Origin of the sequence: Microcoleus sp. BROC3 (assembly GCF_036702515.1) — a bacterium.
Lineage (GTDB): Bacteria > Cyanobacteriota > Cyanobacteriia > Cyanobacteriales > Microcoleaceae > Microcoleus.
Genome location: NZ_JAUBTQ010000052.1, coordinates 26977 through 50874, shown reverse-complemented (window position 1 = coordinate 50874; position 23898 = coordinate 26977). Strand labels below are relative to the sequence as shown.

The following is a 23898-nucleotide window of genomic DNA, read 5'->3' as shown; positions in this document are numbered from 1 at the left end:
CACAACCGCTCATGTCAGATTTTTTGTTTCCTACCCTTCTAGCATAACTGGGGTTATATTTAATTGCAAGCCCCTTACATTGGACTGTGCCGAAGCTCAGCACACCAGAACAGGGTGAACGATGGAGTGATTTGATGCCTTTGCTCACCTGGCAATTATGGTTAGCTAAAGATGTAGTCAGAGAAATCCGTTTGCAGGCGGCAAAAGTCTCTGCTTGAATTGACGCCTGGAAGGGTTGTACAATCAATGCTTCCACTTTTAATCAGGATTGGAAGTCCGGCTGTTGCTCCTTTCGCGGCGAGGAAATTCAGACGGATGGCAAACAGGAAAACCTCGCACTCCAAAATGCCGCTATCCTGTGGTCAAAAAGGGTAATGGTCGGTTCCAAAACTCGTCAAAATCGATTAGTTAACCTTTCTACTCTCTCTAAATTTACCACCATTTCTACTCAGCTAACGCCCTTGTCAATTTGTGCTTAGTCTAAACTCCAATGTGCTTTTTCCGTTCGGGAATCTTCACTAACTTCAATTCCACCAAATTGGTTTGATCGAGCTGTTTCAAACCAGGTCTTGACTTGTTTGTAAAGAGTTGGATGATTCTTTTTGAGGGTAACGACATAATCGGCTTTTTTTAGACGAATGAGCCGAACAATTTCAGTTTGAGCACCCATAGAATCCATCGTAATCATCGCTCCGGTGACGTGATTAATTCCAAGAGGGCTGGTATAGCTGTGATTTCATGATTAATGGTTTTGAACTTTAACTTGTCCGAGTACCAACCGATTTTCACTCGCCCACGCTGTCACTAAATGTAAATTATTTACGCCGTTTTTTCGGTCATAAGAACCTGGGAGGCTTTGGCCATCAATCGGGATAACTTGTTGGCAAACTGGCCCAATTAATTGTTTAACCCATTCAGTCAACTTTTGTTCTAAAACTTTCGGGTCTAGCTTTTCAAAAACTCGTCGTCAGGTATCATCGCTCGGGATGCCATTGGGTAAGTCTAAAAATTTTTGCAACCATTGCTGCTTACTGATTCCATAATTTTCCATGTCTTCCCATCCATCACCTCCAGCTATTGTAGATAATATGGCAATGACGAGAATGTCTTTAAGTAGGTGGCGTTTGGTTCGGTTCACTCTTGGGTCGGGTACGTCGTCAAAATAACTTGACAAGCTCCCTTGTAACTCTTGCATGGAAATAGGTTGGGGCGGGTTTTGTGGTTGCTTTGATTTAGGCGTTGCGAAAACTGGCGCGAATCCTTGATTCATTGAGTTTTACCCACCGCAGGGCGACTTAGCTTTTAAGACATTATAGAATCGCTAATACCTAAATCCCCCAGCCTCTATAGTCGTATTTTTGTCAAGTACAATTTATACCAAATTAGATGAGCTTACCCTGGTTCCCCTGCCACAACATCAACTATATCTCTACCATCTGGCATGATAATTATTTGACTTTTAAATGTATGATTACTCTTCTTGCCTGAAAAGTATTTTTCTTGTTAATCACGAGTTCCAGGTCTTTCTCTGACTTGTTCGTAGGTATCTACTATTAATTCATATTCTGTGAGTATTTCCTTAACTATTGCATGGTCAGCAGCGTTTTTTTTTACTTGTTCCAGCAAGCTAGATGGTAGCAATCAAAGCAGGCGCGGCAACCAATAGTTAAATGTATCATTAGCTGTAGACTCACTTACTCCAAACTGGATGCCCAGAAGTTGAAATGTTGTCATATGCCTCAGATAGACCAAGGTTAAAATTATTTGTTTGGGAAGAGATAGTTTGGGTTTTCGACCGACTCCACCAGCAATAATTATCACTTTCTTGGCTTCTACTAAAGCTTGTTTTTCATGATGTAATCGTTCGGCATTTTGGAGCAATTGTTGTAACTCTTCATAGGCCAGACCAATTAATCGCTGTGTTTCTTTATAATTCTCTTCAATATGATTCAGGATGTCGCTCATGTTTCTGTGTAAAAAATGTCTCTTATGTTCTTTTAGCACATAATGTTACTATTTTGGAGATGTCTTGTGTATTTTCGTAAAAAAACCCGGTTTCTGAGCACCCCGTAAGTCCTATAAATCAAAGCAACCACGATTCAAAATAACCAACAGGCGGCGCATCGTCATACAAAATTTGAGCTTTGTCTAAATTAGCTACAGCTTCCGCCAATTCTGTACCTAATTTTACTTCCCGCGCTCTTTCTGTTAAGGGAAATGAAAATTGATAGCCATCTTGCAAATATTTTGCCCTAGCAACAATCTCATTCTTCTCTAAAATAGCGCTGTTACTACCAATCAAAACGCTGTTAATATTTTTCCACGGACACACGCACACCTGAGAAAACACGCTTTGAAAAGTCTTGATTTTTTCCGCATAAAACTCATCTCTTTGCAGCAGATTTACTAGCACAACTCCCTCCCTTGACAAGCGTTTTTCGCAGAGTTGATAAAATTCCTTGGTGGCCAGCCTGTGCGGAAAGTAGCCGTTGCCAAAAAATACGTCGGTCATGATGATATCGTACTGATTATCTGGTTTTTGCTGTTCTAGATACTCTCTGCCGTCTTGAATTACTACCGTCAGCCGATCGTCCAACTGCACCCCAAAACACTGTGTAGCTGCTTCGATCGCGATCGGATCGACATCCGCACATTCTATAACAGTTTCCGGCAAATAGTGGTGCAAAACTAACGGAATTCTGCCGCCGCCAAATCCAGCAATGTAGATTCTTTGAGGTTGGTTTTGCCACACTAAACCCAACATCATCGCCTGAGTATATTCAGACACTAGATGTAAAGGATTGTTGAGGTCGAAAACAGATTGCAGTAAATCTGTATGCAAATTAACTTTTTCTACTAAAGATAGTTTAATGTGCGATCGCTCTTTTGTGACTGCAACATAGTGAACACCAGACTCTTTGCAAAAAATAACTTTGTCTGGCTGTTGCTGCAGCCAAGCCAGCCGCTGTTGAATGGCAGCTAAATTCATACGTTGCCACTTTTGGCGATCGTCAATCATTTAATACCAAATCCCACTTATTTTTTAGTCTGCACAGGCGGACGAGAGTTTGTGTAAATGCGATTTTAATCGCCGATATATATAAATTAAGCAGACAGTACCCGCTTGTATGCCACCAACTCCAAACCCGAAATCGAAAAATCCACTCTTTCCCAATCTTGTTTGTCACCTTCCAAATTTTCAAAGGCTGCTGAGGTGAGCAAAATCTCTCCCCGTTCCGCCAAATCCTCTCCCAGCTTGGATGCCAGATTAAATTCGGAACCGTACATATCCTCTCCTTCCAGCATCAAAACATCGCCACAGCCGATACCAATGCAGAGGTGAATATCCATTTCCGGCGGCAGTGTCGTGTTGACAGCCGCCGTGTGTTTCACAGAGTCGATCGCAGCTTCCACCGCCGATTTTACATCAGCAAAAACTGCAAAAATATTGTCTGCTTCCTCCTTAACTACAGTGCCACCGTATTCTGAAATTATCGGTTTTACAATGCCGTGCATCCGGTGAATCATTGCCAAAAAATGAATGATTCCGTAGCGGACTGTCGTGCGCGAAAATCCAGACATATCCATTACTAAAATAGCGTAATTTTTGCGAAAACTTGCATTAATTTTTTCATCAATTTCAGCCCTTCTTTCGGGATGTTCGTTTCTTTCTTGCAGCAACTTTTCCAAGTTAGCGCGGTTATTTGTTTTCATTTTAGTTTAATTAAATTCCCAATCGCGACACAGTTCTTGAGGGCGACCAGCCGGATGCACCGCACAATTGATGCCATCCTTGCCGTAATAATAATCGCACACTTTGCAAGGTTTAGTTTGCTCTAATTTTTTCATTAAAATTGCCCGAATTGTCTGGACTCGGTTGCGATACTTGTTTGCATTCGAGTGACTCGGTTCAATTGCCAAAGCTTGCTCGAAAGCGGCTAAGCTGGAATCGTACAATTTAATAATTTGAGCGCTATATTTTGTCCAAGCATCGGCATGGCTTTGATACAGTTCGACTGTACTTAAGTTTAAAATTCCGTATTCCGTCCAAGCGTCGGCTGAAGCTCGATCGAACTTAATATTGGCATTGAGCAAAACTTTTTTGATCGTTGCCAAAAGTTCCCTCGGCTGCCAAGGTTTGCTAACATAAGCCTCGGCTCGATCGATCGCCCTCGAAAATAAAGCTAACTGCTGTCCCTTCCCTGTTAAAAATACCACCGGTATGTTCCGAGTTTCGGGATTAGCTTTAATTAAACGGCAAACGCCGTAGCCGTCTAGACGGGGCATTATGACATCTAATAATACTAAATCGGGGCAATTTTTCTCAATTTTAGCCAGCGCTTCCACACCGTCAGATGCTTGAATTACATTCAATCCGCTGCACCTCAACTGATGTGAAATGCACTCCCGCTGGCTGCGGGAATCTTCCACAACTAAAACTGTACTCATCACTCCCCACCTGGTTTTTGAGGTAAACTTGTCCGCTGCTTCGAGTTATCCTTGCTGAAATCAGTTTACCCGCATTGGATGAATTTGCTATCACTGGCGATCTATATTTCCTCAAATTGCAACAAATCTTAAACTGGGAAGCAAAGGTGATACTTATCAGAAAATGCTGGTTGCCAATAAGCGGATAATTGTTCAAGGTTTGGGTGGGAAATATGCGGCTTTTAAGCCTTAATAACGGCAAATCGTACTGATGTCGGACCAAAACCTTGTTGAATTGCAACAGATAATCGGCTACTGTATACGTTAAAGTTCTTAAGGACGACAAATGAATAAATTGCTCCTCACTTTACTTGTAAGTCCGACGCTGTTTGGATCTGTGATGTCTTTGAGCGCGATCGCAAATCCCGCTCAAATTGGGAAAACACCAAGCCAATCGGCTGATTCGCCCCAATGCGTGCCCTCGCCCCACACTCAGCGCCTGACTTGCGTGCGCCTCCCCGGCAAAACCGCTGCTGCTAATTCTAAACCGAGAATTAGTTGGCAGCGCCCTGCTGACGAACAGACGGCGATGCTCGATTTTACGGAAGAAGAAAGCGATGCCGCCGTGGCGATGTTTGGCTGCGACTGCCCGCTTTGTATCAATTCGCTGCGCCTGTTGCGGGGTGTGCCGCTTTTACCGGTGTGAAGCAGATCGATCTCATATGTTGCACCATTCTCAATTAACCTTTTATGAACAGGCAGGATGCCTGTTCCACAAGAAAATTTATCTTTTGTGGAACAGGCATCTTGCCTGTTGCTGACAATGGTGCAAGATATCGTATCGATTGTCAATTAACCTTTTATGAACAGGCAGGATGCCTGTTCCCCAAGAAAATTTATCTTTTGTGGAACAGGTATCTTGCCTGTTGCTGACAATGGTGCAAGATATCGGAGAGAAATTGTAGTCAATTTGTTCCAGGGTTTCTAGAGATTTTGTATCTCTCAAAATCGGGGTTCTACTTTTTAGCTAGAACTTGTTTAAGTTGAGCAGTTGCTTGCTCAATTTTTTCGATACTTCCTGGGTTGACCAATCCGTAATAGTCAAAAACGTAAACTCGATTATTTTTTGTGGCTGTTAGTTGATTCCAAAATGAATCAGATTTAAATTGGTCTAAAATTCCTTCTCCCCGATCGACTACAATGATTACTTCGGGATTAGCCTCTAAAACCTTTTCCGCTGAAAGCGTTACGTAGCCTCGCACGGGGCTATCTCCTTGCAATTGGGCTGCGACATTTTTCACGTTAAACTTACCCAGCAAATCTCCAGCCCAACTGCTTTGATTCGGCGATAAAATCGGTTGTCTGCTTACCAAAACTAAAGTGGCGGGACTTTGATTCGGGATGTCTGCTAAAAATGTTTGGTAGCGTTTTAACAGGGGTTCGGGATTCGTATTGAGGGATTTAGCTAAAGTTGTTGTTAACTCTTCTAGGGATTTCCAGCTATCCACTTGAGTGAGTAAGGTTTTAATTCCAAGCTGCTGCAATTTTTGCATTGTTTGGTCGTGAAATCCCGACGCACCTACCACCAAATTCGGTTTCAGTGCGATGATTTTTTCCAAATTGGGAGGGGTGCGTTCGCCAGTGACTGCGGTAATTCCTGTAAATTTGGGGTTGCTGCTGACTAATTTGCTGCCGGGAATTCCTACAAGTTTGGTTTTGTCGAGTTGATGGATAATATCGGCGGTTAAAGGTGTTAAAGCTACAATTTTTTGTACAGATTCGCTGTTAGTTGTTTGTGGCTGATTTGCTTGCGAAACAGCAGGAGTTGATTGCTGAAGTTGGGGTGGAGTGGCGGCGGAGCAAGCGGCAAATGCTAAACTCAGCAGCAGGATAGCGGTACGAGAAAACAAAGTTTTGTACATAGTTTAGGCTGGAGTTACAGCGAGTTTAGGTGCGGTTGAGACAGAATTGACGGGAAGTTCGATCGCACTTTAGCGCTTAATGATTTAAATATCAATAGTTTACGGTAGATTTTGTATAAAAAACCGCCTTTCTTGCCTGAATGCGAAGTTTTTAAGTATCTCTTAAGTTTTATTCCACCCTTGGGAATCAAGACTAGGCAATAGTTTAAAGCCTGTGGCACTCAGATATAACAGCGGATTGCGGCAATCAGTTAATAGAAATAATTATGAATCAATTGAGAACTTAGTGCGCTCGCAAAATTTACATTGAGTATAAATATATTAAGTGTGAATAGTAGGAGCGATAGCACAAATTTGCAAGCCTACAAAAGTTTCTAAAATGATAGCTTCTACGCCAAAAATCCGAGCTAAATTATCAGGAGTTAAAACTTGTGCGGGAGTTCCCACACAAAATAGATCCCCTTTATTTAACATAGCAATCCGCGAACTGTACCTAGCAGCTAAATTAATTTCATGCAGCACTGTAATAATCGTCAAGTTGTGTTTTATATTTAGTTTTTTAAGCAGTTCCAACAATTGCAACTGATAGGAAATATCTAAATAAGTAGTAGGTTCATCTAACAGCAAAACTTGCGGATTTTGAGCCAAAGCTAAGGCGAGGAAAGCGCGCTGGCGTTCGCCTCCTGAGAGTTGTTCGACGGGGCGATCGCGAAATTCTTCAATCCCAGTTTGACCGATCGCAACCTCCACCTTTTCCGCATCTTCCTTGCTCAATTCCCACTGCCACCAACCCTGATGAGGAGAACGCCCCAAACTAACTAATTGCCTTACCGTCAAACCTTCCGGTACTGTTTGCTGCTGCGGCAAAATCGCTAATTTTTGAGCGACAACAGCAGCAGGTTGAGTATGAATTGCTTTGCCATCAAGCAACACACTTCCTTGCTGCGGAGTTAGGATGCGGCTAACTAACTTTAAGAAAGTAGACTTACCAGAACCGTTGGCACCGATGAGACTCAACCACTCACCAGGTTGTAAAGATAAAGTGATGTTGTGGGCGATCGCAACTTCGCCGTAACCACCAGTTAAATTTTGAATTTCTAAAGACATTATATTTAGTAATTGGTAATTGGAAAATTTAATGACAACTGACAACTGCCAACTGACAACTGACTAATAACTAGAACGCCGATAAAGCAGCCAGACAAACAGCGGAGAACCCAACAAAGCCGTAACCGTACCCACAGGCAATTCTACGGCACCCAAACGAGCCAAAAAATCAGCAAAAGTCAGCACCCAAGCACCGCCGATCGCACTCAGCGGCAATACAAACCGATAATCATTACCAACCAACAAACGCACCCCGTGAGGCACAACCAATCCCACAAAACCAATCAATCCGCCGATGCTGACAGCACTCGCAGCTAGCAAAGTAGCAACACCCCCAATCAACAAGCGCGATCGCACCAGCGAAACCCCCAAACCAACAGCTAAATCGTCGCCCAAAGCCAGCAAATTTATCGATCGACCCAAAAAACATCCTAACAGCAAAGCAGCCAAAATATAAGGTGCAGCCACCTGCAAATCCGACCAACCGCGACCGTTCAAACTGCCGATCAACCAATTCAAAGCAGCTTGCAAGCGGCTGTCTTCAGCTAACAGCAGCAGTGTAGTTTGTATTGCCCCAAACAGAGAACTCACAGCCACACCCGCTAAAACCAAACGTTCCACAGAAATCCCCGTTTTAGTTTTGCCCAAAAAGTAGACCAGCATCGAAGTTAAAATAGCACCTATCCAAGCCGCCAAAGGCACCCAAGTTTGAAATATTCCTAAAGTCAGCATGGTAATCGCAACCAACCCCGCACCCGCCGAAATTCCTAATACAAAAGGATCGGCTAAACCGTTGCGGAGCAAACCTTGCAGCAAAGCCCCCGACATTCCTAAACCCGCACCAACCGTCAGCGCTGCTGCCACTCGGGGCAAACGCAATTCCCAGAAAATAGTTTGATTGACAGCATCACCTCGGTGCAGAAATGCTTGCCACAATTGATCGGCACTCATCGGCACCGCACCAAAAGAAAGCGAAAGGGCGATGGTTAATAGCAAACCCAATCCTAAGAATGCAACTGCCTGAACAACTCGATATTTTAGCCAGATTTTTTGCAGATTCACTACATTACACCACAATCTTGATTAACAGCACTAAATACCATATTTCCTCTGTTTTGAATGCTCGAACTCGTTAACTACAATAACAATAACCGATTCACCTGAAGACGGCTTCAGTGGGAGCAGATGAGAAGGCGATCGCACCCGTCGGCAAAATTAAATGTATAATATTAACGAAGTAAACCGCTACGAGTGAATCATGTCCGCAAACACCGCGCTACCCGCAGCCCTAGCTAAAATCGTCCAGCGCTTTCAGCGACACTCCGATCCGAAACAGCGCTACGAACAACTGCTGTGGTATGCCAAGCGACTCCCAGCATTTCCCGAAAGCGACAAACTGCCGGAAAACAAAGTTTCTGGCTGCGTGTCGCAAGTTTATATTACTGCAAATTTAGCAGACGGAAAAGTTTTGTATCAAGGCGATTCTGACGCTCAGTTAGTCAAAGGATTAGTTGGCTTGCTGGTGGAAGGTTTGAGCGGATTAACGCCTGCTGAAATTGTCACCATTACCCCAGATTTTATTCAAGACACGGGATTGAATGTGAGTTTGACACCTTCCCGCGCTAACGGATTTTACAACATCTTTCAAATGATGAAAAATAAGGCACTTGCTTGTGAATTGAGCAAGCAAGCCGAAGCAAATTAAAATAATAAACAGTCATGACTCAAACTACAAATTTAACAAAATCAGGTTCTGGCAACTATCCCGCCGCAGTTCAAGAATATCTGTGGAATTGGCAAGCAACACAAATCAAAGTTATTTACGAAACCAGAGGACAGGGAAATCCGGTCTTGCTGCTGCCTGCTTTCAGTACGGTTTCGACGCGAGAAGAAATGCGTCCTTTAGCAGAATTGTTAGCTCCTAAATTTCAAGTGGTGAGCTTAGATTGGCCGGGTTTTGGCGAATCGGATCGCCCGCGAACCGACTATCAACCGCAATTATACCATCAATTTCTCAAGGATTTTGTTGATTCAATTTTTAATAGTCCGGTTGCTGTAGTTGCGGCAGGTCACGCTGCGGGTTATGCTATGCAATTAGCGCACTCAAAGCCGAATGTTTGGTCAAAGATTGTGTTAGCTGCGCCGACTTGGCGGGGGCCTTTGCCGACGATGAGCAAACAGCAAAGCGGGTGGCATGGAATCGTGAGAGAATTAGTACGATCGCCCTTAATCGGTCAATTCCTATACAAACTAAACACTGCGCCCTCTTTCCTGAGTCTCATGTACCGCCGTCACGTCTACGCGGATGCAGCTAAAGTCACGCCGGATTTCATTCAAAGCAAATGGCAAGTGACGCAAAAACCAGGTGCTCGATACGGTTCCGCTGCCTTTGTGACTGGTGGTTTAGATCCGGCAAAAGTGCGATCGGAATTTACAGATAAATTTCAACAGTTAGCAGTGCCTGTGATGGTTGTAATTGCTGAAAATGCGCCGCCAAAATCAAAGGCTGAAATGGAAGCATTAACGGAATTACCGGGTGTTGAATCGCGAGTTATTCCCGGTTCTTTGGGTATGCACGAAGAGAATGCAGAAGCTTTAGCAAATGCGATTCAATCTTTTATTTGAGAGAATTGAGAGGGGATGAACCGCAGAGGGCGCAGAGAACGCAGAGGGGAGAAGGGAAGAGGGGATGAATGCAAGCTGTTTTTTTAACGTTAGTTTGGATTGTTTGCTATTGGTTTTGTCTGCCAGTTTATGCTGTCGAAGATCCGCCGATGGTCAATTTGCCACAGAGTACGATTGAAGGTGCGATCGACTTTCACATTCATTCTTCTCCTGATGTGATTCCCCGCAGATTAGACGATTTTGAAGTAGCGAAATTAGCTGCTAGGGCGAAGATGAAAGCTGTTGTATTAAAAAATCATTATGCCAGCACAGCAGCACGGGCAGTTTTGGTGAATAAAATAGTACCAGAAATCGAAGTTTTCGGGGGAGTTGTTCTCAATCATGCTGTCGGCGGAATTAATCCCGACGCTGTAGACGCAATGCACCGCATCGGTGGCAAATACGGTAAAGTAGTGTGGCTGCCAACGGTTGATTCTGAGCATCACTTGCAGGTTTTTCACAAGTCGGGAAGGGGGATTAAAGTTGCGGAAAATGGCAAGGTTTTACCGGAAACAGCAGCGGTGTTGAAGATTGTAGCCAAAGAGAATTTGGTATTGGAAACCGGTCATATTTCCTCAGAAGAGGTGATGGCAGTTGTCGGTGAAGCCAACCTGCTCCACATTAAAAATATCCTGATTACCCACGCAATGGCGGATGTACCCGGTTTATCCCTAGAAAATATGCAAACAGCCGCCGCAGCCGGAGCTTTCTTAGAACTCGCATTTGTGAACGATTTGATGGGAGAAAATGCCGCTGATGAGGGTCACAAAAACTGGCATCAAGTTTCTATTAGTAAGATGGCAGCAGCGATTAAACTAATTGGAGCCGAGCATTTTGTTCTCAGCACGGATTTAGGAAGGAAACCCGATCCTTTACCTGCAGAGGGTTACAAATTATTTGTGAAAAAATTGAGAGAGGAAGGTATTTCTCAACCTGAAATTGATTTAATGATGCAGGAAAATCCAGCGCGATTGTTAGGAATTTAGGAGTAAATATTATGTCCGATTGCTTAACTATTCTAAAGTGTGTACTGAGGAATTCTGTCCTTTGATTTCTACTCAATTAGGCTCTACTTCAGGTTCTGGAGATTCTGGCTCGCCCGCTGGGGAGTTGGTTTGCAATTCTGATAGCTGCGAATTTAGCTGCCAACGTTCTTGATAGACGGTTTCTAAATGATTTTCTAATTCCTCTACTTGAGATTGCAGTTGATTTTGAGCCTGATTAGCTGTATCGATTTGACTTTGAAATTCCGAGATTTGAGAGTAAAGATACGATCGCTCTCTGTTAGCTGTTTCTAACTGGGATTGCAGTTGCGATCGCTCTTCTTCCACTAATTCCAGTTGAGCTTGCAAGCCCGACAGTTGAGACTGAAGTTGCTCCCGCTCTTCAATTGAGCGATCGAACTTAATTTGAATTTCCAACAACTGGTTTTGTAGCTGCAATCTGGTTTGAATAGCAGTTTGCAACTGACTCTCAAATTCCGACAGCAGAGCGTGAAATTGAGAACGTTCTGCATCCACCGTCTCTAACTCTGCTTGCATTTCCAGTAATTGAGCGTTAAGTTGCGATCGCTCCTGCTCCGCAACTTCTAACTGAGATTTAAGTTCTGCCACTTCTGCTAACTGCGACTCAGCTTGTTGAGCATTTTCTAACTGAAGCTGCAACTCAGCAATCAGAGAATCAATTTGCGATCGCTCCTGGGCAATTCCTCCCAAAAATTCTTCCATTTCCGACACTCGATTATTTAAAAAATCTTGCTCGCTAGTCACAGTTTCCAACCGACTTTGCAACTCGGACACTTCAGAATTTAGCTGATTTTCATTCTGCACCTTTTGCCGCAATTCCGAATTTCTGGCATCCAACTGCGCCGCCAAATTAGATATAGCTTCCTCCGAACCCTGCATCCGCACCAAATTGCGGGAATTTCGCTTATTCAAAATTAGCCAGCAGATTAATGCCCCCGATCCAAATCCTATTAATAAAAATAATGCTTCCATTTGTTGTATCTAATTGATATAGATTGAGTAATCTTGATGCTTGCCAAAAAAATCGACATCAACAAATCGCTATCTTACTCAAAGCTATCACAACTTGCAAGCCTCTGTTCACTTGGCTCAAGAATTTATATTTCTTTACAAATACATTTTGTTTACAGGTAAGGTGCGCCTAGCGCACCCTACAAGTCCGATTAATGCAGCAAATCCACAATATGAGGAATAATCTCAATATGCTGAATCAGCAAATAATCCAAGTAACCCCCAGTTAAATTTTTAATTTCTAAACACATTCTATTTTGGTAATTGGGAATTGAGCCTTAAGCATTGAGATTTAAAAATAGAGACTTGAAAAATGAAAATAGGGAATTCAAAATAGGGGAAAAATAAGAAATAAAAAAAGCCTAACATTTGATTTTTTTCATTTTCCTTCTTCCTTCTTCATTCTTTCCTACTGACTAGAACGCCGATAAAGCAGCCAGACAAACAGCGGAGAACCCAACAAAGCCGTAACCGTACCTACAGGCAATTCTACGGCACCCAAACAAGCCAAAAAATCAGCAATAGTCAACACCCAAGCACCGCCGATCGCACTCATTGGCAACACAAACCGATATTCATTACCAAGCAACAAACGCACCCCGTGAGGCACAACCAATCCCACAAAACCAATCAATCCGCCGATGCTGACAGCACTCGCAGCTAGCAAAGTAGCAACCCCCCCAATCAACAAGCGCGATCGCACCAGCGAAACCCCCAAACCCACAGCTAAATCGTCGCCCAAAGGCAGCAAATTTATCGATCGACGCTACTCGCAGCCCTAGCTAAAATCGTCCAGCGCTTTCAGCGACATTCCGATCCGAAACAGCGCTACTAACAACTGCTGTGGTATGCCAAGAGACTCCCAGCATTTCCCGAAAGCGATACAGCAGATTCTATGTATATGTGGTACACTACATTCAGCTTCGGTTTGAGCTTGCACCAGATGGCGTACTCCTTTGGGGTACACAAAATTTGGATAATGCCAGCATATTCCCCATATCTATCTTCACATGGAGGCTACTATGGAAATAATGAAGTCAATATTAAAGAGTTGTTTATACCCACTAAAACAGCTAGTTGTGCCGGATTCTCAGATTTACTGGCTGTATCTGCTTTCCTCATTATCAATAGCACTACTGCTCTACCTACTGCACTTTGCCAAGACAGAAGAGAAGAAGAGCTTCCTACAATACTGCTTTCCCAAAGACATTTATCTTCATCATTCCGCAATCCTGGATTATCAGAACTACTTACCCATTATATTGATAAAAAGCTTGATCGTAGTACCAATCGCCACAGTCATATCTGCAACCGCTATTGCTGGTGTAGTCAGCGGCTCTCTAACCGAGCTAACTGGCGTAACTACCCTTTTCCCAGTAACCGAGACGCAGCTTTGGCATGATGTTGCTTTTAGTATTTTTCTAATACTGGCTATTGACTTTGGCTATTTCTACAATCATTACCTAAGGCATAAAATTCCTTTGCTCTGGGAATTCCATAAAATCCATCACACGGCTGAAGTGCTTACTCCATTTACTTTATACCGCCATCATCCTGTCGATTATGTTGTCCAAACAATGGCGGTCTCTATCAGTTCCGGTATAGCGATAGGATTGTGGACATATCTGTTTGGCAGCCAGATGCAGGTTCTATATCTCAATGGCATACCCTTTCTGCTGTTCGCCTTTTATATCACTGGTAACTTCCGCCATTCTCATATCTGGCTAGCATTTCCTTCCTGGCTCAGCCATGTTTTTATTAGTCCAGCTCAACACTATATTCATCATGCTAACGATTCCAAGTATTATGACGCAAACTACGGTAAGATATTCGCAGTTTGGGACTGGATGTTTGCTACATTGTACGTGCCGCAAAGCTATGAAAAGCTAGATTTAGGTTTACCTGGCGATGAAGCAAAACCGTTTAATAGTGTAGCAAACTTCTATTTGCAGCCATTTAAGGCAATACGCAAAAATCCACAAAACTGAAAACTTTTCTTTTTCTCACTTCGACCATAATTTTTGGACTTCATGACATCGATAATCTAGCGCCCATATATTTAATTACCTTGGTAGAGGTCTTCCCTGTCTTTACTTATTTTAACATAGTTCGGTTTTTTCGCACCGACCTACTTAGTCAAAGGATTAGTTGGCTTGGTGGTGGAAGATTTGAGCGGATTAACGCCTGCTGAAATAGTCACCATTACCCCAGATTTTATTCAAGACACGGGATTGAATGTGAGTTTGAGACCTTCCCGCGCTAACGGATTTTACAACATTTTTCAAATGATGAAAAAGAAAGCACTGGAATCCCAGGGAAGTGAGCAATCCGGACTGAATTAAGCATTAAAAATCATCATTAAAATCAACAGCCAATGATTTTTATAGGAGAGCCGCTTTTTTATTCTCTATCCACCAAAACAAAGTTGCAAACATTGTCGAAACCATTAATAAAACCCCAAGCACCAAAAAAGTAGTATGTGTAGCAAAAAGTAATGCTTGTACAGGCGCATTGCTAATATCGATATTAGGTGCAAAATTAGCGTTAAAACTTGTGGTAAAGAAGAACAAAGCACCTACTATTGGTACTCCCAGCATCTGCCCTAATATCCGCGAAAATGACAACAATCCTGAAGCAATACCTAATCGCTCTTTTGGTGCGGCTCCCATAATAGAGCTATTGTTAGGAGAGTTGAACATCGCCACTCCTACCCCATAGGGAATAATCCCCAAAATATACTTGATGACAGTTAATTCAGTATCAAATCTGCTGATTAAAAAACATCCAATTGCCATAAATACTAGACCGATTACAGTAATTAGCTGCGTGCCAAAACGGTCGGAAAGAATACCCGAAATAGGCGCAGTCGTCACAATCAGAAGTGACGGTACTACCATTAAAAAACCAGATTTTTGAGTTGAATAGTGTTCAAGGAAGGTGAAGAAAAAAGGAAGGATGAAGATGACACCTGCCATGGCGAAATTTGCAATAAAACGTAGCGCTAAGCCCAGGCTAAACTCTAGGGATCGAAATATTTTAAAGTCGATCATTGGTGCTGCTATTCGGGATTCTAACCATAAAAAGCCAATCAAGCTGACGACAGAAAAACCCAGCATATTTATGGCAATATGAGAATTACCCTTCTCTAATAGGGTAATGCCAAGAATAAAAGAAGTTAAGACGATGGTCAATATCAGCGTACCGATGATATCAAAGTTTTCGGGGTTTCCACTAATCGCAGAATTCGGTACAAAACAAGCCACAATCAAAATGGCAACAATCCCAATCGGAACATTCACCCAGAAAATTAAAGGCCAGCCTCCCACACTCATCAGCAGTCCTCCTACCATGGGCCCCAAGGTAATCCCCATTCCGTAAATTCCCGCTCTAATACCTAGTCCCAGTCCCCGCTCTGCCGCTGGAAATGCCTCCACAATCATCGCAGTTCCCAAGCCAGATAAAAACGCAGCACCTACTCCTTGCAATCCTCGAAACGCTATTAAAAACCAGACATTTGGCGCAATCCCACACAATAGTGAACTGATCGTAAAGATTGTTAAGCCAATAATGTACAATAGCTTCTTGTTCCAGATATCACCTAATTTTGATACCAATATTACAAATATGGCGATAGCCAGCAAGTAACTTAAAACTATCCATTGACTCGTGGCAAAACTCGTATGGAGAGATTCAACCATAACTGGCAAAGCCAAGTTAACTATATACACATCCAAAGCAAAAATGAATACACCAATACCAATACCAACTGTAGTCCACCATTTTTCAGATGTTTTCTTGTCTTCAGGCCTGAATTCGTTAGAGTTTTCTGCTGGGGTTATTGACATGATTACTATCTAGGGAGAGGTGGCTATTATTCTGAAATCATCCAAAATATAGCATTTTTTACTTGATAGGTGCTACTGTAAATTAGCAATTATCAATAATTTCTATAAATTCTTTCTCGATATCGATTGGGGTTCCTCTTTTTGCAATTTCTTTAATTTCTTTAAGAATCTTAGCTACTAAATATTTGTTTTCAGCCAGTTCCTCTCGGCCAATCTGCTTTAGAGCTAATTCTACCGCACTCAATCCCGATTGCATCCCTAATGCTATACTACTTTTAATTCCAAAAAATTCTGGATTTAAACTTTGATACAGGCACTCATCTTTGGCCATTGCCCTAACGTGAACACCTGCATAATGGGTAAAAGCATTTTTCCCCACGGCAGGGTGATGAGGAGAAATAGGTACATGAGAATACTCGCTTACCAAATTATACAAATCTTTCAAATATCCTAGTTTCCAAAAGTTTTTCTCCTCCATAAGGTCGGATAAGTTTATTAGTAACTCAGCCAAATCGACTATACCAGCTCTTTCCCCTAATCCCATCACGCTGACATCAATAATATCTGTTCCCGCTCTGTAAGCATCCAAGGCATTTGCTAAAGCTAAACCTCGGTCGTTGTGGCAATGAACTTCTATTTGTGGATATAATTCTCGTTTTGCTAGTTCCTCCTTCAGGATTTTGACAAAATAATAAATACTACGTTTTTCTTGAAATGGGGTTGTATATCCAGTGGTATCAGCTATGCTGATTATATTAGCTCCAGCCTTCACTGCTGCACTAGCCGCCTCAACCACATTTTTCATAGGAGAGCGAACTGTATCTTCCGGCGTATAGCGAATCAATAAATTATCATTCTGCTCTCTAGCATAAGTTATTACTTCCACAATTTTATCTAGGGCTTCATCTAAACAGATATTATAGTCGCATTGCAATCGTTGAGAGGATACACTAAAAAACACGCCTAAAAAGCTGACATTACAATCCAGGGCTTTTTTAACATCATCTATTCGGCACAGCGAATGAGCGCCTATTTTTGCTTTTAGTCCAGCATTGGCAATGCGGGTAACGGCTAAAGCTATTTCGCTATCTACAGCAGGATTGCCAGCTTCAATAATATCAACTCCTATGTGGTCTAAAAACTCCGCAATCTTTAACTTTGTTTCAGGGTCGAAATAAACTCCAGGGGTTTGTTCTCCCTCTCTCAAGGTAGAATCAAGAATTTTAATCATAATCTACGAGCAATTTAGGTACTAACAACATCTTGAAAAAGGGGCTGGCATCGGCTAGGGCACAATACCTTATACAAACTTGAGCCATGACCCCGAATAGATATCTCCAAAAAATACAGTCAAAGGCAGCCAGGATGCCTGCTCCACAAAAGTTATTGCGGAGATCTAATAGATAAGTCTAAGGGTTGATCGCCAACTTTGCCAAAGCTGCCTGCACTGTTGGGGGTAATTGACGCATAATCTTACCTTTGTCGCGATCGACACCAACCAAAGTTACCTGTGCCGTCACATATAACTCCTGAGTATCAGCCGATCGAATTTCGTAATCCCAAAGCAGCCGCACACCCTCGCTAGCACCGATCCGCGTTCTGACTGCCACAGATTGACCCATTTGTACAGAGCGGTGGTAGCGCAGCGAAAGTTCCACCACGGGCAATTCCAAACCCTGCGCCACCCAGTCTGCATACTCGATGCCGAGAGAGCGCAAACTTTCCACCCTAGCTTCCTCCATCCAAGCCAGATAAGTCCCGTGCCAAACCACACCGCTGTAGTCAGTATGGTGAGGGTACACTCGCACCAAATATTCAAACCAGCCCTCAGAGTCGATCCCGCGGCGATTTTGAATAGCACCAGCCGGTGCGAGTTCTGGTTGAGTTCGATCGTTCTCTAACACGTTACAAATTGTTCCAAAACGCTACATTTCTACAAATCATAAAGCAAACTTCAGGCTTATGCTTGACATTAACCAGCTAGAGTACCAACGTTCTAGTTAGAGCGCCGCACAAGAAAACTCAACTGTTTTTACCGCCAAAACCATGATCGAAAAAATTTTAGTAGCCGTAGCCGGTCGCGGCTTGTGCGAAGAGATGTTTAATATGTTGATGGACATCCCTTCCTTGCAACAAACCTCTGTCACAGTCTTGCACGTCGTGCCGCCCCAAGTAACCTCCGACGGCATGGCCGAGAAGTTGAAAGAAGGAGGCAAGATTTTAGCACAAGCAGTCCAGTCTTTGAAAATAGATCCCAGCAAAGTCAACCCCCGGCTCAAACAGGGAGACCCGAAAACCACAGTTTGCCAAGTTGCAGAAGAAGAACAATCCGACTTAGTAATTATGGGTTCGCGGGGACTCGGACGGCTGCAATCGATTTTGGAAAACTCAGTCAGCCAGTACGTGTTCCAGCTAACATCCCGACCGATGCTGTTAGTAAAAGACGACATCTACGTCAAAAGAATCAAGCGCGTCATGGTGGCAGTCGATAAATCGGAATCCGCCAAACAATCCTTAGAACTAGCCCTATCTTTTGTCAAAGAAGTCAGCGGGGGACAGATAATTCTAGTACACGTCACCAAAGATTTGACTGGAAAAGCCACCGAAGATTTAACAGCAAATGCTGAAAAAGACCCAGTATTAGCCCCTGCAGTAGCACTCGCCAAACAAATGGGAATTAGCTACCGCTGCGTCAGTGCCACAGGCAAGCCAGGGGAAGAAATTTGTCGGATTGCAGACGACTTGAATGCCGACTTGTTGGTAATCGGTTCCCCGGATCGGCGGCCCAACGTTGCCAAAAACTTTGTGGATCTCGATCGACTCCTGGGAAATTCCCTATCAGACTACGTGCGAGTCTACGCCAACTGTCCCGTCTTGCTAGCCCGCACAGTCGGTTAAACTTTAATTGCTAACAGTTAGCAGCCAAGATTCACCAGTTAACAAAAAAAGCGCCTCAGCAAAAAGCTGTTGGCGCTTTTTTTTGCAACCAGCTTGCGCCAGACAGAAACAGCAGCAATTGCTAATCTTGTCTGCCTTGACGGCTAGCCGTTTGAATGTACAGAATGATTAGAAAAACGCTGGGAACCAATACAAACAGAATGGTTGCCACAAACCCTAATTCGTTAACTTCCATGAAGACGCCCGCCTCTATCGGAAAATAGGAAAACACACAACTAGGATATCACTCAAAGGCAAAAGGCAAACTCGAAGACAGAAGGAGGACTTGCAGATGGGCGACGAAACCCCGTTTTTGCGTGAGTGCTTCGCAGCCCAACCTTTTATTTGTCCTAGAAACCAACTTTCTTTTCCTAGATCGGCAAAGCTGTTAATTATACAGTGAAATAGGAAAAAAAAACAAAATTATTGCATTCTGAATTTTTCTTTCCTTCTGCATCTCTAGCATCTCTAGCCTTCTGCCTTCTGAGAGTCACGGCTTAGTCTTCACGCTCACCGGGCCGTTGACCAAAGCCTGACAAGCCAACCGATAGTTTTCCGGCTTTTTTTTGAGCTTGCGGTTCTCAAAGTCTGTGCGGGGCGACAGATTTTCACTTCCCTCGACAATTTCCACAATGCAGGTGCCGCATTGACCGTAGCCCCCGCAATTCATCATCTTTCCCGAAAACGTGTACAAATCGATGCGGTTTTCTAGAGCTTTGAGCCTCAAATTGGCTCCGTCTGCTGCGATGACTTCCTGATTTTCCTTCACAAACTTGATATTAGCCATTGCTGATTCCCTAGGGCGGTAAACGCGAGTCTTTATTAAAAAATATTAACTAATGTTTCGGTTATTAAGAATATTTAGGGCCCAGAAAGTGGATATTGGTCGCGGGGCAACTCAAAATGCAAAAATGGCCTTCCTGATTTTTGAATTGGTGATGTTGACAGGACACTGGGCGCGCGGGGTCAATCAATTTTAGATTTTAGATTTTAGATTTTAGATTTTAGATTCGACCCCACGGATGAATCCGGGGGCGAGCACAAGATGATTCGGAGCTTTTTTTCTCCCTCCACGGATGAATCCGGGGGCCCCGGACCTAATTACTTTCGGTCAGAAACCCGGTAAATTCCTAGATTTCTGGTCGCCAAACCAATATTTGGCCCAGAAACCCGGTTTCTGAGTCTTAGTCGTATTTGAGTTGCGCGATACCCAATGCCCAATGCCGCTGGCGCTGAAAGGTCGCGAAGCGTAGCTATCTTGTAGGGAATCGTCCCAAGCGAATCTCAAGGAGCATCCGAGAGGTTATTCGTGGGAAGATTGCTCACAGCCCGCTGGAGAGACGAAAGTCCCAGGTTGTAGGTGACAATTGCCGACAATCGGTTTCTCTCAGCCCTAGTCAAATCAGTTTCCGCCTGAATCACATCCGTCTGAGTACCCACGCCAGCTTGAAAGCGCAGTCTGGCCAAACGCAGAGCTTCCCTCGACTGCAAAACCCCCGCCTCAGAAGTTTCGATATTCTCAAAACTCGACTCCAAGCCAAAATAAGCTTGTTCGACTTCCCGGCGCACTTGGTTGCGGAGTTGGTCAAATCGACTTTCAGCGATCGCAATATCCGCATCCCGCTGTTTCACCCGGGCGTTCGCCGCGCCCCCGTCGAAGATACTCCAAGTCAGACTCGCCCGGATCGAATACCCGTCGGCCCACCCACGAGCAATAAACGGAGCGGGGTCGTCAGGGTCTTGTCCCTGCACGTTGTAACTACCCCCAACACTCAGTTGAGGCAAACGCCCCGCCTGAATCGATCGCCTCTGCTGCTTGCTGATATCCCTCTGCACCAACTGCTGTTCCAACTCGGGGCGATTCTTAAAAGCCTGCACGATACTCTCTTCCAAAGACAGCCTCCAAGAGCCGGCTTGCTCTACCGGGTCAGCCGCCGTCAAGTTCGCCGACTGGCTGATATTCAAAATCTCAGCCAGACGCCGCTGGGCAACTCGCTGATCGCGACGGGCCACTGACAGTTGCTGCACTTCGTTAGCCAAATTTGCCTGAGCCTGCAACACCGCAAACCGGGTTCCCACCCCGGCCCGTTCCAAAGCTTCGGCATCCCGCAAACTTTGCTGGGCATTTCTCACCGAAGCTTGGCGGATGGCAACTTGTCCGTCGGAGTTTTGCAAGTTGTAGTAAGCCTCAGCAGTGTCGAAGCGGAGTTGCTCGGCTTGGCGTTCCACATCCAGTTCCCGAAGGCGCAACTGTTCCTCTGCCGCGCGGATGTTAGCGCGCCGCCTGCCGAACAAATCTACGTCGTAGCTCAACTGCAAAGCGCTGTTGAGACTGTTGCTGCCTAAATTTTGTCCGGCTTGGGGGGCGGGCACCCCCCTTTGGTTAGCCTCAGAGTTAAACTCGCGCTGCCGAGCCCGGACTCCGAGTTCTCCGCCGGCAGTCACAGAACGGCTGGCGTCCATTTGAAAATTGAGGTCGGGATAGAGAGCAGCTTGTTGTTCGCGCAAAGCTGCTCTGCTTTGTTCCACTTGCTGTCCGGCGATTTGCAAAACTTGGCTGTTGCGGCGGGCGAGGTCGATCGCCTGCTGCAAGGTAATTGACTCTGTTTGCTCGATCGTGACATCCTCGGGTTTTGTCGGAAACTGCAGCGGATTCGGGTTGGGTTCCAGAGAAGTCGGAGGCTTGGTGTCTAAAATGCCCCTCGGAGGAAGAGGGGGGAAACTTTCGTTCGGAGTGCCCCGGGGAGGTGGTGTTGGCAAACTCGGCACTGGAACATTGTTGGGGCCGCTCGGGGCAGGTTGCTGAGCGCCTGCCGGTGCCAAACCTCTTAGAGGCGTTGAACCGCCCTGAGACAGAGTTGATGGGGCAGCCGGAGCAGCCTGTTGAGGCTTTGATGCTTGCTCGGGCTGGGTTCGAGTTGATGCGATATTTGCTTCCCCTGGCTGCTGAGACTCGGAGGTTGGGGAGTTAAGGGCGATCGACTGTGCGGGATCTGATGCTGATTCTGGCGCTGTGTTCGAGGTCGATCGAATATTCTGCCCTAATTCGAGCTGATTGCTAAGGGCGGAACTGTCCTGAGATGGAGCCGGAGGCTGTGCTGAAGCACTCTGTGCGGCGTTGCTGAAAGTAATTGCAGCGCCCACTCCGACTACGATGATTTGACGAAAAACACGCATAATTTTTTAATTACTCTGCAATCCTAGAGACAATTTTAGAGCAAGATTGAGGTCTCAAGTTTCTAGTCTGTAGCCTGAACTCGACGGTTACAAGTCACAATTACCATACTCATCTTAACTTTTGAATGTTCGATTCAAAATTTAGAATTTAACTTCAGCACTTGCCAGACCGATCGCCGCCGAGATTAGTTCCTCTACTCCGCTAACCGGCAAAATCCGGGTTTTCAGCAAGCTGGCGAGCTGTTCGAGGGTCATGTCGTCGAGAAAACGCGGTTCCCCCTGTTTTAGCATCACCGACGGCAGCAGGATGCCGTTTCCCAAGTCTCTCCCCTGCAAAGCTTCGAGCAAATCTTGCCCGGTGAGCAAACCCGTGACAGTGATAGTTTGTCCCCAGTAGCGGCTGCACAGTGCTGCCATGTTGACGGACAAGCCGGGAATTTGGTTTAGTTGTTGTACGATCGGCTCAAAAGCTTTTTCTACAGCATTCCCCACCACCCAAACTAACTTGCGCTCTGGCTCGACTTGCATCGGTTGCAGCTTCTCAAAAGCCGTTTCAAACTGCTGGATAAACTGGCGGATAGAACCTACACCGTTACCAATTTGCGGATAATCTTCGTAATCTTCAGCCGACGGCAAATCTAAACCCGCTATTAAAAACCACTCGTCAGCCAGCCAAAGGCACCGCGATTTTGAATTCTGCTTTTTAGCTTTTGTGCCGCCTTTTCCTTGACTCAAAAGCACTTGAATTTTCTGCACTTGTTCGATTACTTCTCGCGCTTTTTCCGCTGTTACTGCGATTAGTTCATCTTCTGGAGGGCGAAAGCGAGTTAAACCTACTGGCACGACAGCCACCGATGCTACAGCCGGGATATTTCCGGTATGGAATTTTGCCAAATCTAACAAAGTGCGTTCTAAATGTTCGCCATCATTAATACCGGGACAAACAACTACTTGAGCGTGAATTTGCAAGCGGCGTTCTTGAAACCATTTGATTTGTTCGAGAATCTTGCCAGCCCGGAGATTTTTTAACAGCCTAATTCGCACTTCGGGTTCCGTAGCGTGCACCGAAACATAAAGAGGAGAAAGCCGCATTTGTTCGATTCTGTCCCACTCTTTTTGACTCAGATTGGTGAGAGTGAGATAGCTACCGTAAAGAAAGCTGAGGCGGTAGTCATCATCTTTGAGATACAAAGTTTCGCGCTTTCCCGGAGGCTGCTGGTCGATAAAGCAAAAAGGGCAGCGGTTGTTGCACTGAATTAGTCCATCGAAGAGAGCAGTTTCAAATTCCACTCCCAAGTCTTCGTCATAATCTTTTTCTATTTCTAACTTGTGACTTTTGCCTTTGGCATCTAAAACTTCTAGTTCTAGAAATTCCTCGGCGCACAGGAATTGATAGTCGATTAAGTCGCGGGGTTTTTGGCCGTTGACGGCGACGATTGAGTCTCCGGGTTCAAATCCCATTTCCGCGCAGATGCTGTCGGGGATAACTTTTGTAATTATGGCAGGTTTGATTGAGGATTCGCTCATAATTTATTGATTTATTTTTGGCTTTGATTAAGTGTTTTTGACAAAATTTTTGTGAATTTTAATGTGTAAATAAATTTTCATACTATCTCCCATGCACCTGTCTCAATTATACAGGTTTAGTTGAGTTTAAAATGCTGAAGGGGAGTAAGAAGGGGCTTACATACATCAGCGACTTGCGGTATTCTAGATTAGATAGTGTATTGTACCGCATCTGCGACACAATTATAAGTTACCTTGAAAAAATCAATGGTAGAG

25 protein-coding genes and 1 pseudogene are annotated in these 23898 nt (G+C 44.4%); 7 read left to right on the top strand and 19 right to left on the bottom strand.

The window, feature by feature from the left end; genetic code table 11:
- The 7 genes from QUB30_RS26380 to QUB30_RS26350 form a co-directional block, all read right to left on the bottom strand.
- Nucleotides 1-256, bottom strand: a 256-nt coding sequence (locus QUB30_RS26380; protein WP_333339678.1) for a hypothetical protein, incomplete at its 3' end; no start/stop codon positions are given.
- Nucleotides 257-475: 219 nt separating this feature from the next.
- Nucleotides 476-670 carry a hypothetical protein gene (locus tag QUB30_RS26375; protein ID WP_333339675.1) on the bottom strand — a complete coding sequence of 65 codons (195 nt, stop codon included), beginning with the start codon at nucleotides 668-670 and terminating at the stop codon, nucleotides 476-478.
- Between the two features lie 297 nt (nucleotides 671-967).
- Nucleotides 968-1270, bottom strand: a complete 303-nt coding sequence (locus tag QUB30_RS26370; RefSeq protein WP_333339672.1) for a transposase family protein — start codon at nucleotides 1268-1270, stop codon at nucleotides 968-970.
- Nucleotides 1271-1641: 371 nt separating this feature from the next.
- Nucleotides 1642-1965: a transposase family protein gene (locus QUB30_RS26365; RefSeq protein WP_333339670.1), complete on the bottom strand. Its 324-nt coding sequence runs from the start codon at nucleotides 1963-1965 to the stop codon at nucleotides 1642-1644.
- A 118-nt stretch (nucleotides 1966-2083) separates the two neighbouring features.
- The gene (locus tag QUB30_RS26360) at nucleotides 2084-3019 is read right to left on the bottom strand and encodes a fused MFS/spermidine synthase (RefSeq protein ID WP_333339669.1); all 936 of its coding nucleotides are present in this window, start codon (nucleotides 3017-3019) and stop codon (nucleotides 2084-2086) included.
- A gap of 86 nt (nucleotides 3020-3105) precedes the next feature.
- Nucleotides 3106-3714, bottom strand: a complete 609-nt coding sequence (locus QUB30_RS26355) for an adenylate/guanylate cyclase domain-containing protein (protein WP_333339665.1) — start codon at nucleotides 3712-3714, stop codon at nucleotides 3106-3108.
- Nucleotides 3715-3720: 6 nt separating this feature from the next.
- A complete protein-coding gene (locus QUB30_RS26350) occupies nucleotides 3721-4449 on the bottom strand; it encodes a response regulator (RefSeq protein WP_333339662.1) in 729 nt (242 codons plus the stop codon).
- Between the two features lie 325 nt (nucleotides 4450-4774).
- Here QUB30_RS26350 and QUB30_RS26345 point away from each other — a divergent pair, with 325 nt between their 5' ends.
- Nucleotides 4775-5134 (top strand): hypothetical protein, encoded by a 360-nt coding sequence (locus QUB30_RS26345; protein WP_333339659.1) that lies wholly within the window; start codon nucleotides 4775-4777, stop codon nucleotides 5132-5134.
- A gap of 310 nt (nucleotides 5135-5444) precedes the next feature.
- Here the strand turns inward: QUB30_RS26345 and QUB30_RS26340 are convergent, their stop codons facing one another.
- The 3 genes from QUB30_RS26340 to QUB30_RS26330 all read right to left on the bottom strand — a co-directional run bounded on the left by QUB30_RS26340 (nucleotide 5445) and on the right by QUB30_RS26330 (nucleotide 8519).
- Nucleotides 5445-6350: an ABC transporter substrate-binding protein gene (locus QUB30_RS26340; protein ID WP_333339657.1), complete on the bottom strand. Its 906-nt coding sequence runs from the start codon at nucleotides 6348-6350 to the stop codon at nucleotides 5445-5447.
- Nucleotides 6351-6671: 321 nt separating this feature from the next.
- On the bottom strand, nucleotides 6672-7457 hold the full coding sequence (locus QUB30_RS26335) for an ABC transporter ATP-binding protein (protein WP_333339654.1): 786 nt from the start codon (nucleotides 7455-7457) through the stop codon (nucleotides 6672-6674).
- A gap of 63 nt (nucleotides 7458-7520) precedes the next feature.
- Nucleotides 7521-8519: an iron ABC transporter permease gene (locus QUB30_RS26330; RefSeq protein WP_333339651.1), complete on the bottom strand. Its 999-nt coding sequence runs from the start codon at nucleotides 8517-8519 to the stop codon at nucleotides 7521-7523.
- 196 nt (nucleotides 8520-8715) lie between these two features.
- Here QUB30_RS26330 and QUB30_RS26325 point away from each other — a divergent pair, with 196 nt between their 5' ends.
- The 3 genes from QUB30_RS26325 to QUB30_RS26315 all read left to right on the top strand — a co-directional run bounded on the left by QUB30_RS26325 (nucleotide 8716) and on the right by QUB30_RS26315 (nucleotide 11107).
- A complete protein-coding gene (locus QUB30_RS26325; RefSeq protein ID WP_172189131.1) occupies nucleotides 8716-9162 on the top strand; it encodes a SufE family protein in 447 nt (148 codons plus the stop codon).
- 14 nt (nucleotides 9163-9176) lie between these two features.
- Entirely contained in the window at nucleotides 9177-10082 is a 906-nt protein-coding gene (locus tag QUB30_RS26320; RefSeq protein ID WP_333339648.1) for an alpha/beta hydrolase, read from the top strand.
- 68 nt (nucleotides 10083-10150) lie between these two features.
- On the top strand, nucleotides 10151-11107 hold the full coding sequence (locus QUB30_RS26315; protein ID WP_333339645.1) for a DUF6282 family protein: 957 nt from the start codon (nucleotides 10151-10153) through the stop codon (nucleotides 11105-11107).
- A 72-nt stretch (nucleotides 11108-11179) separates the two neighbouring features.
- Here QUB30_RS26315 and QUB30_RS26310 read toward each other — a convergent pair whose 3' ends face one another.
- Nucleotides 11180-12118 (bottom strand): hypothetical protein, encoded by a 939-nt coding sequence (locus QUB30_RS26310; protein WP_333339643.1) that lies wholly within the window; start codon nucleotides 12116-12118, stop codon nucleotides 11180-11182.
- A 448-nt stretch (nucleotides 12119-12566) separates the two neighbouring features.
- Nucleotides 12567-12908, bottom strand: a complete 342-nt coding sequence (locus QUB30_RS26305) for an iron chelate uptake ABC transporter family permease subunit (protein ID WP_333339641.1) — start codon at nucleotides 12906-12908, stop codon at nucleotides 12567-12569.
- Between the two features lie 271 nt (nucleotides 12909-13179).
- On the opposite strand from QUB30_RS26305, the gene QUB30_RS26300 reads away from it, so the two are divergent.
- Entirely contained in the window at nucleotides 13180-14145 is a 966-nt protein-coding gene (locus QUB30_RS26300) for a sterol desaturase family protein (RefSeq protein WP_332948993.1), read from the top strand.
- 156 nt (nucleotides 14146-14301) lie between these two features.
- Nucleotides 14302-14499, top strand: a pseudogene (locus QUB30_RS26295) (SufE family protein); the annotation flags it as partial.
- Between the two features lie 39 nt (nucleotides 14500-14538).
- Here the strand turns inward: QUB30_RS26295 and QUB30_RS26290 are convergent.
- From QUB30_RS26290 to QUB30_RS26280, 3 genes are all read right to left on the bottom strand, one after another.
- On the bottom strand, nucleotides 14539-16002 hold the full coding sequence (locus QUB30_RS26290) for an MFS transporter (RefSeq protein ID WP_333339637.1): 1464 nt from the start codon (nucleotides 16000-16002) through the stop codon (nucleotides 14539-14541).
- An 82-nt stretch (nucleotides 16003-16084) separates the two neighbouring features.
- Entirely contained in the window at nucleotides 16085-17233 is a 1149-nt protein-coding gene (locus QUB30_RS26285) for a homocitrate synthase/isopropylmalate synthase family protein (protein ID WP_333339635.1), read from the bottom strand.
- A 178-nt stretch (nucleotides 17234-17411) separates the two neighbouring features.
- Nucleotides 17412-17906 carry a thioesterase family protein gene (locus QUB30_RS26280; protein WP_333339632.1) on the bottom strand — a complete coding sequence of 165 codons (495 nt, stop codon included), beginning with the start codon at nucleotides 17904-17906 and terminating at the stop codon, nucleotides 17412-17414.
- A gap of 142 nt (nucleotides 17907-18048) precedes the next feature.
- Between QUB30_RS26280 and QUB30_RS26275 the strand changes: the two genes are divergently transcribed.
- Nucleotides 18049-18900: a universal stress protein gene (locus QUB30_RS26275; RefSeq protein ID WP_333339629.1), complete on the top strand. Its 852-nt coding sequence runs from the start codon at nucleotides 18049-18051 to the stop codon at nucleotides 18898-18900.
- A gap of 121 nt (nucleotides 18901-19021) precedes the next feature.
- Here QUB30_RS26275 and psbM read toward each other — a convergent pair whose 3' ends face one another.
- The 4 genes from psbM to QUB30_RS26255 form a co-directional block, all read right to left on the bottom strand.
- Nucleotides 19022-19135 carry a photosystem II reaction center protein PsbM gene (gene psbM, locus QUB30_RS26270; protein ID WP_333234547.1) on the bottom strand — a complete coding sequence of 38 codons (114 nt, stop codon included), beginning with the start codon at nucleotides 19133-19135 and terminating at the stop codon, nucleotides 19022-19024.
- Nucleotides 19136-19429: 294 nt separating this feature from the next.
- Nucleotides 19430-19726, bottom strand: coding sequence for a 2Fe-2S iron-sulfur cluster-binding protein (locus tag QUB30_RS26265; RefSeq protein WP_333339625.1), 297 nt, complete (start codon nucleotides 19724-19726; stop codon nucleotides 19430-19432).
- Between the two features lie 497 nt (nucleotides 19727-20223).
- Nucleotides 20224-22116 (bottom strand): TolC family protein, encoded by a 1893-nt coding sequence (locus tag QUB30_RS26260; RefSeq protein WP_333339622.1) that lies wholly within the window; start codon nucleotides 22114-22116, stop codon nucleotides 20224-20226.
- A gap of 141 nt (nucleotides 22117-22257) precedes the next feature.
- Entirely contained in the window at nucleotides 22258-23643 is a 1386-nt protein-coding gene (locus QUB30_RS26255; RefSeq protein WP_333339619.1) for a TIGR03279 family radical SAM protein, read from the bottom strand.
- Between the last annotated feature and the right edge of the window lie 255 nt (nucleotides 23644-23898).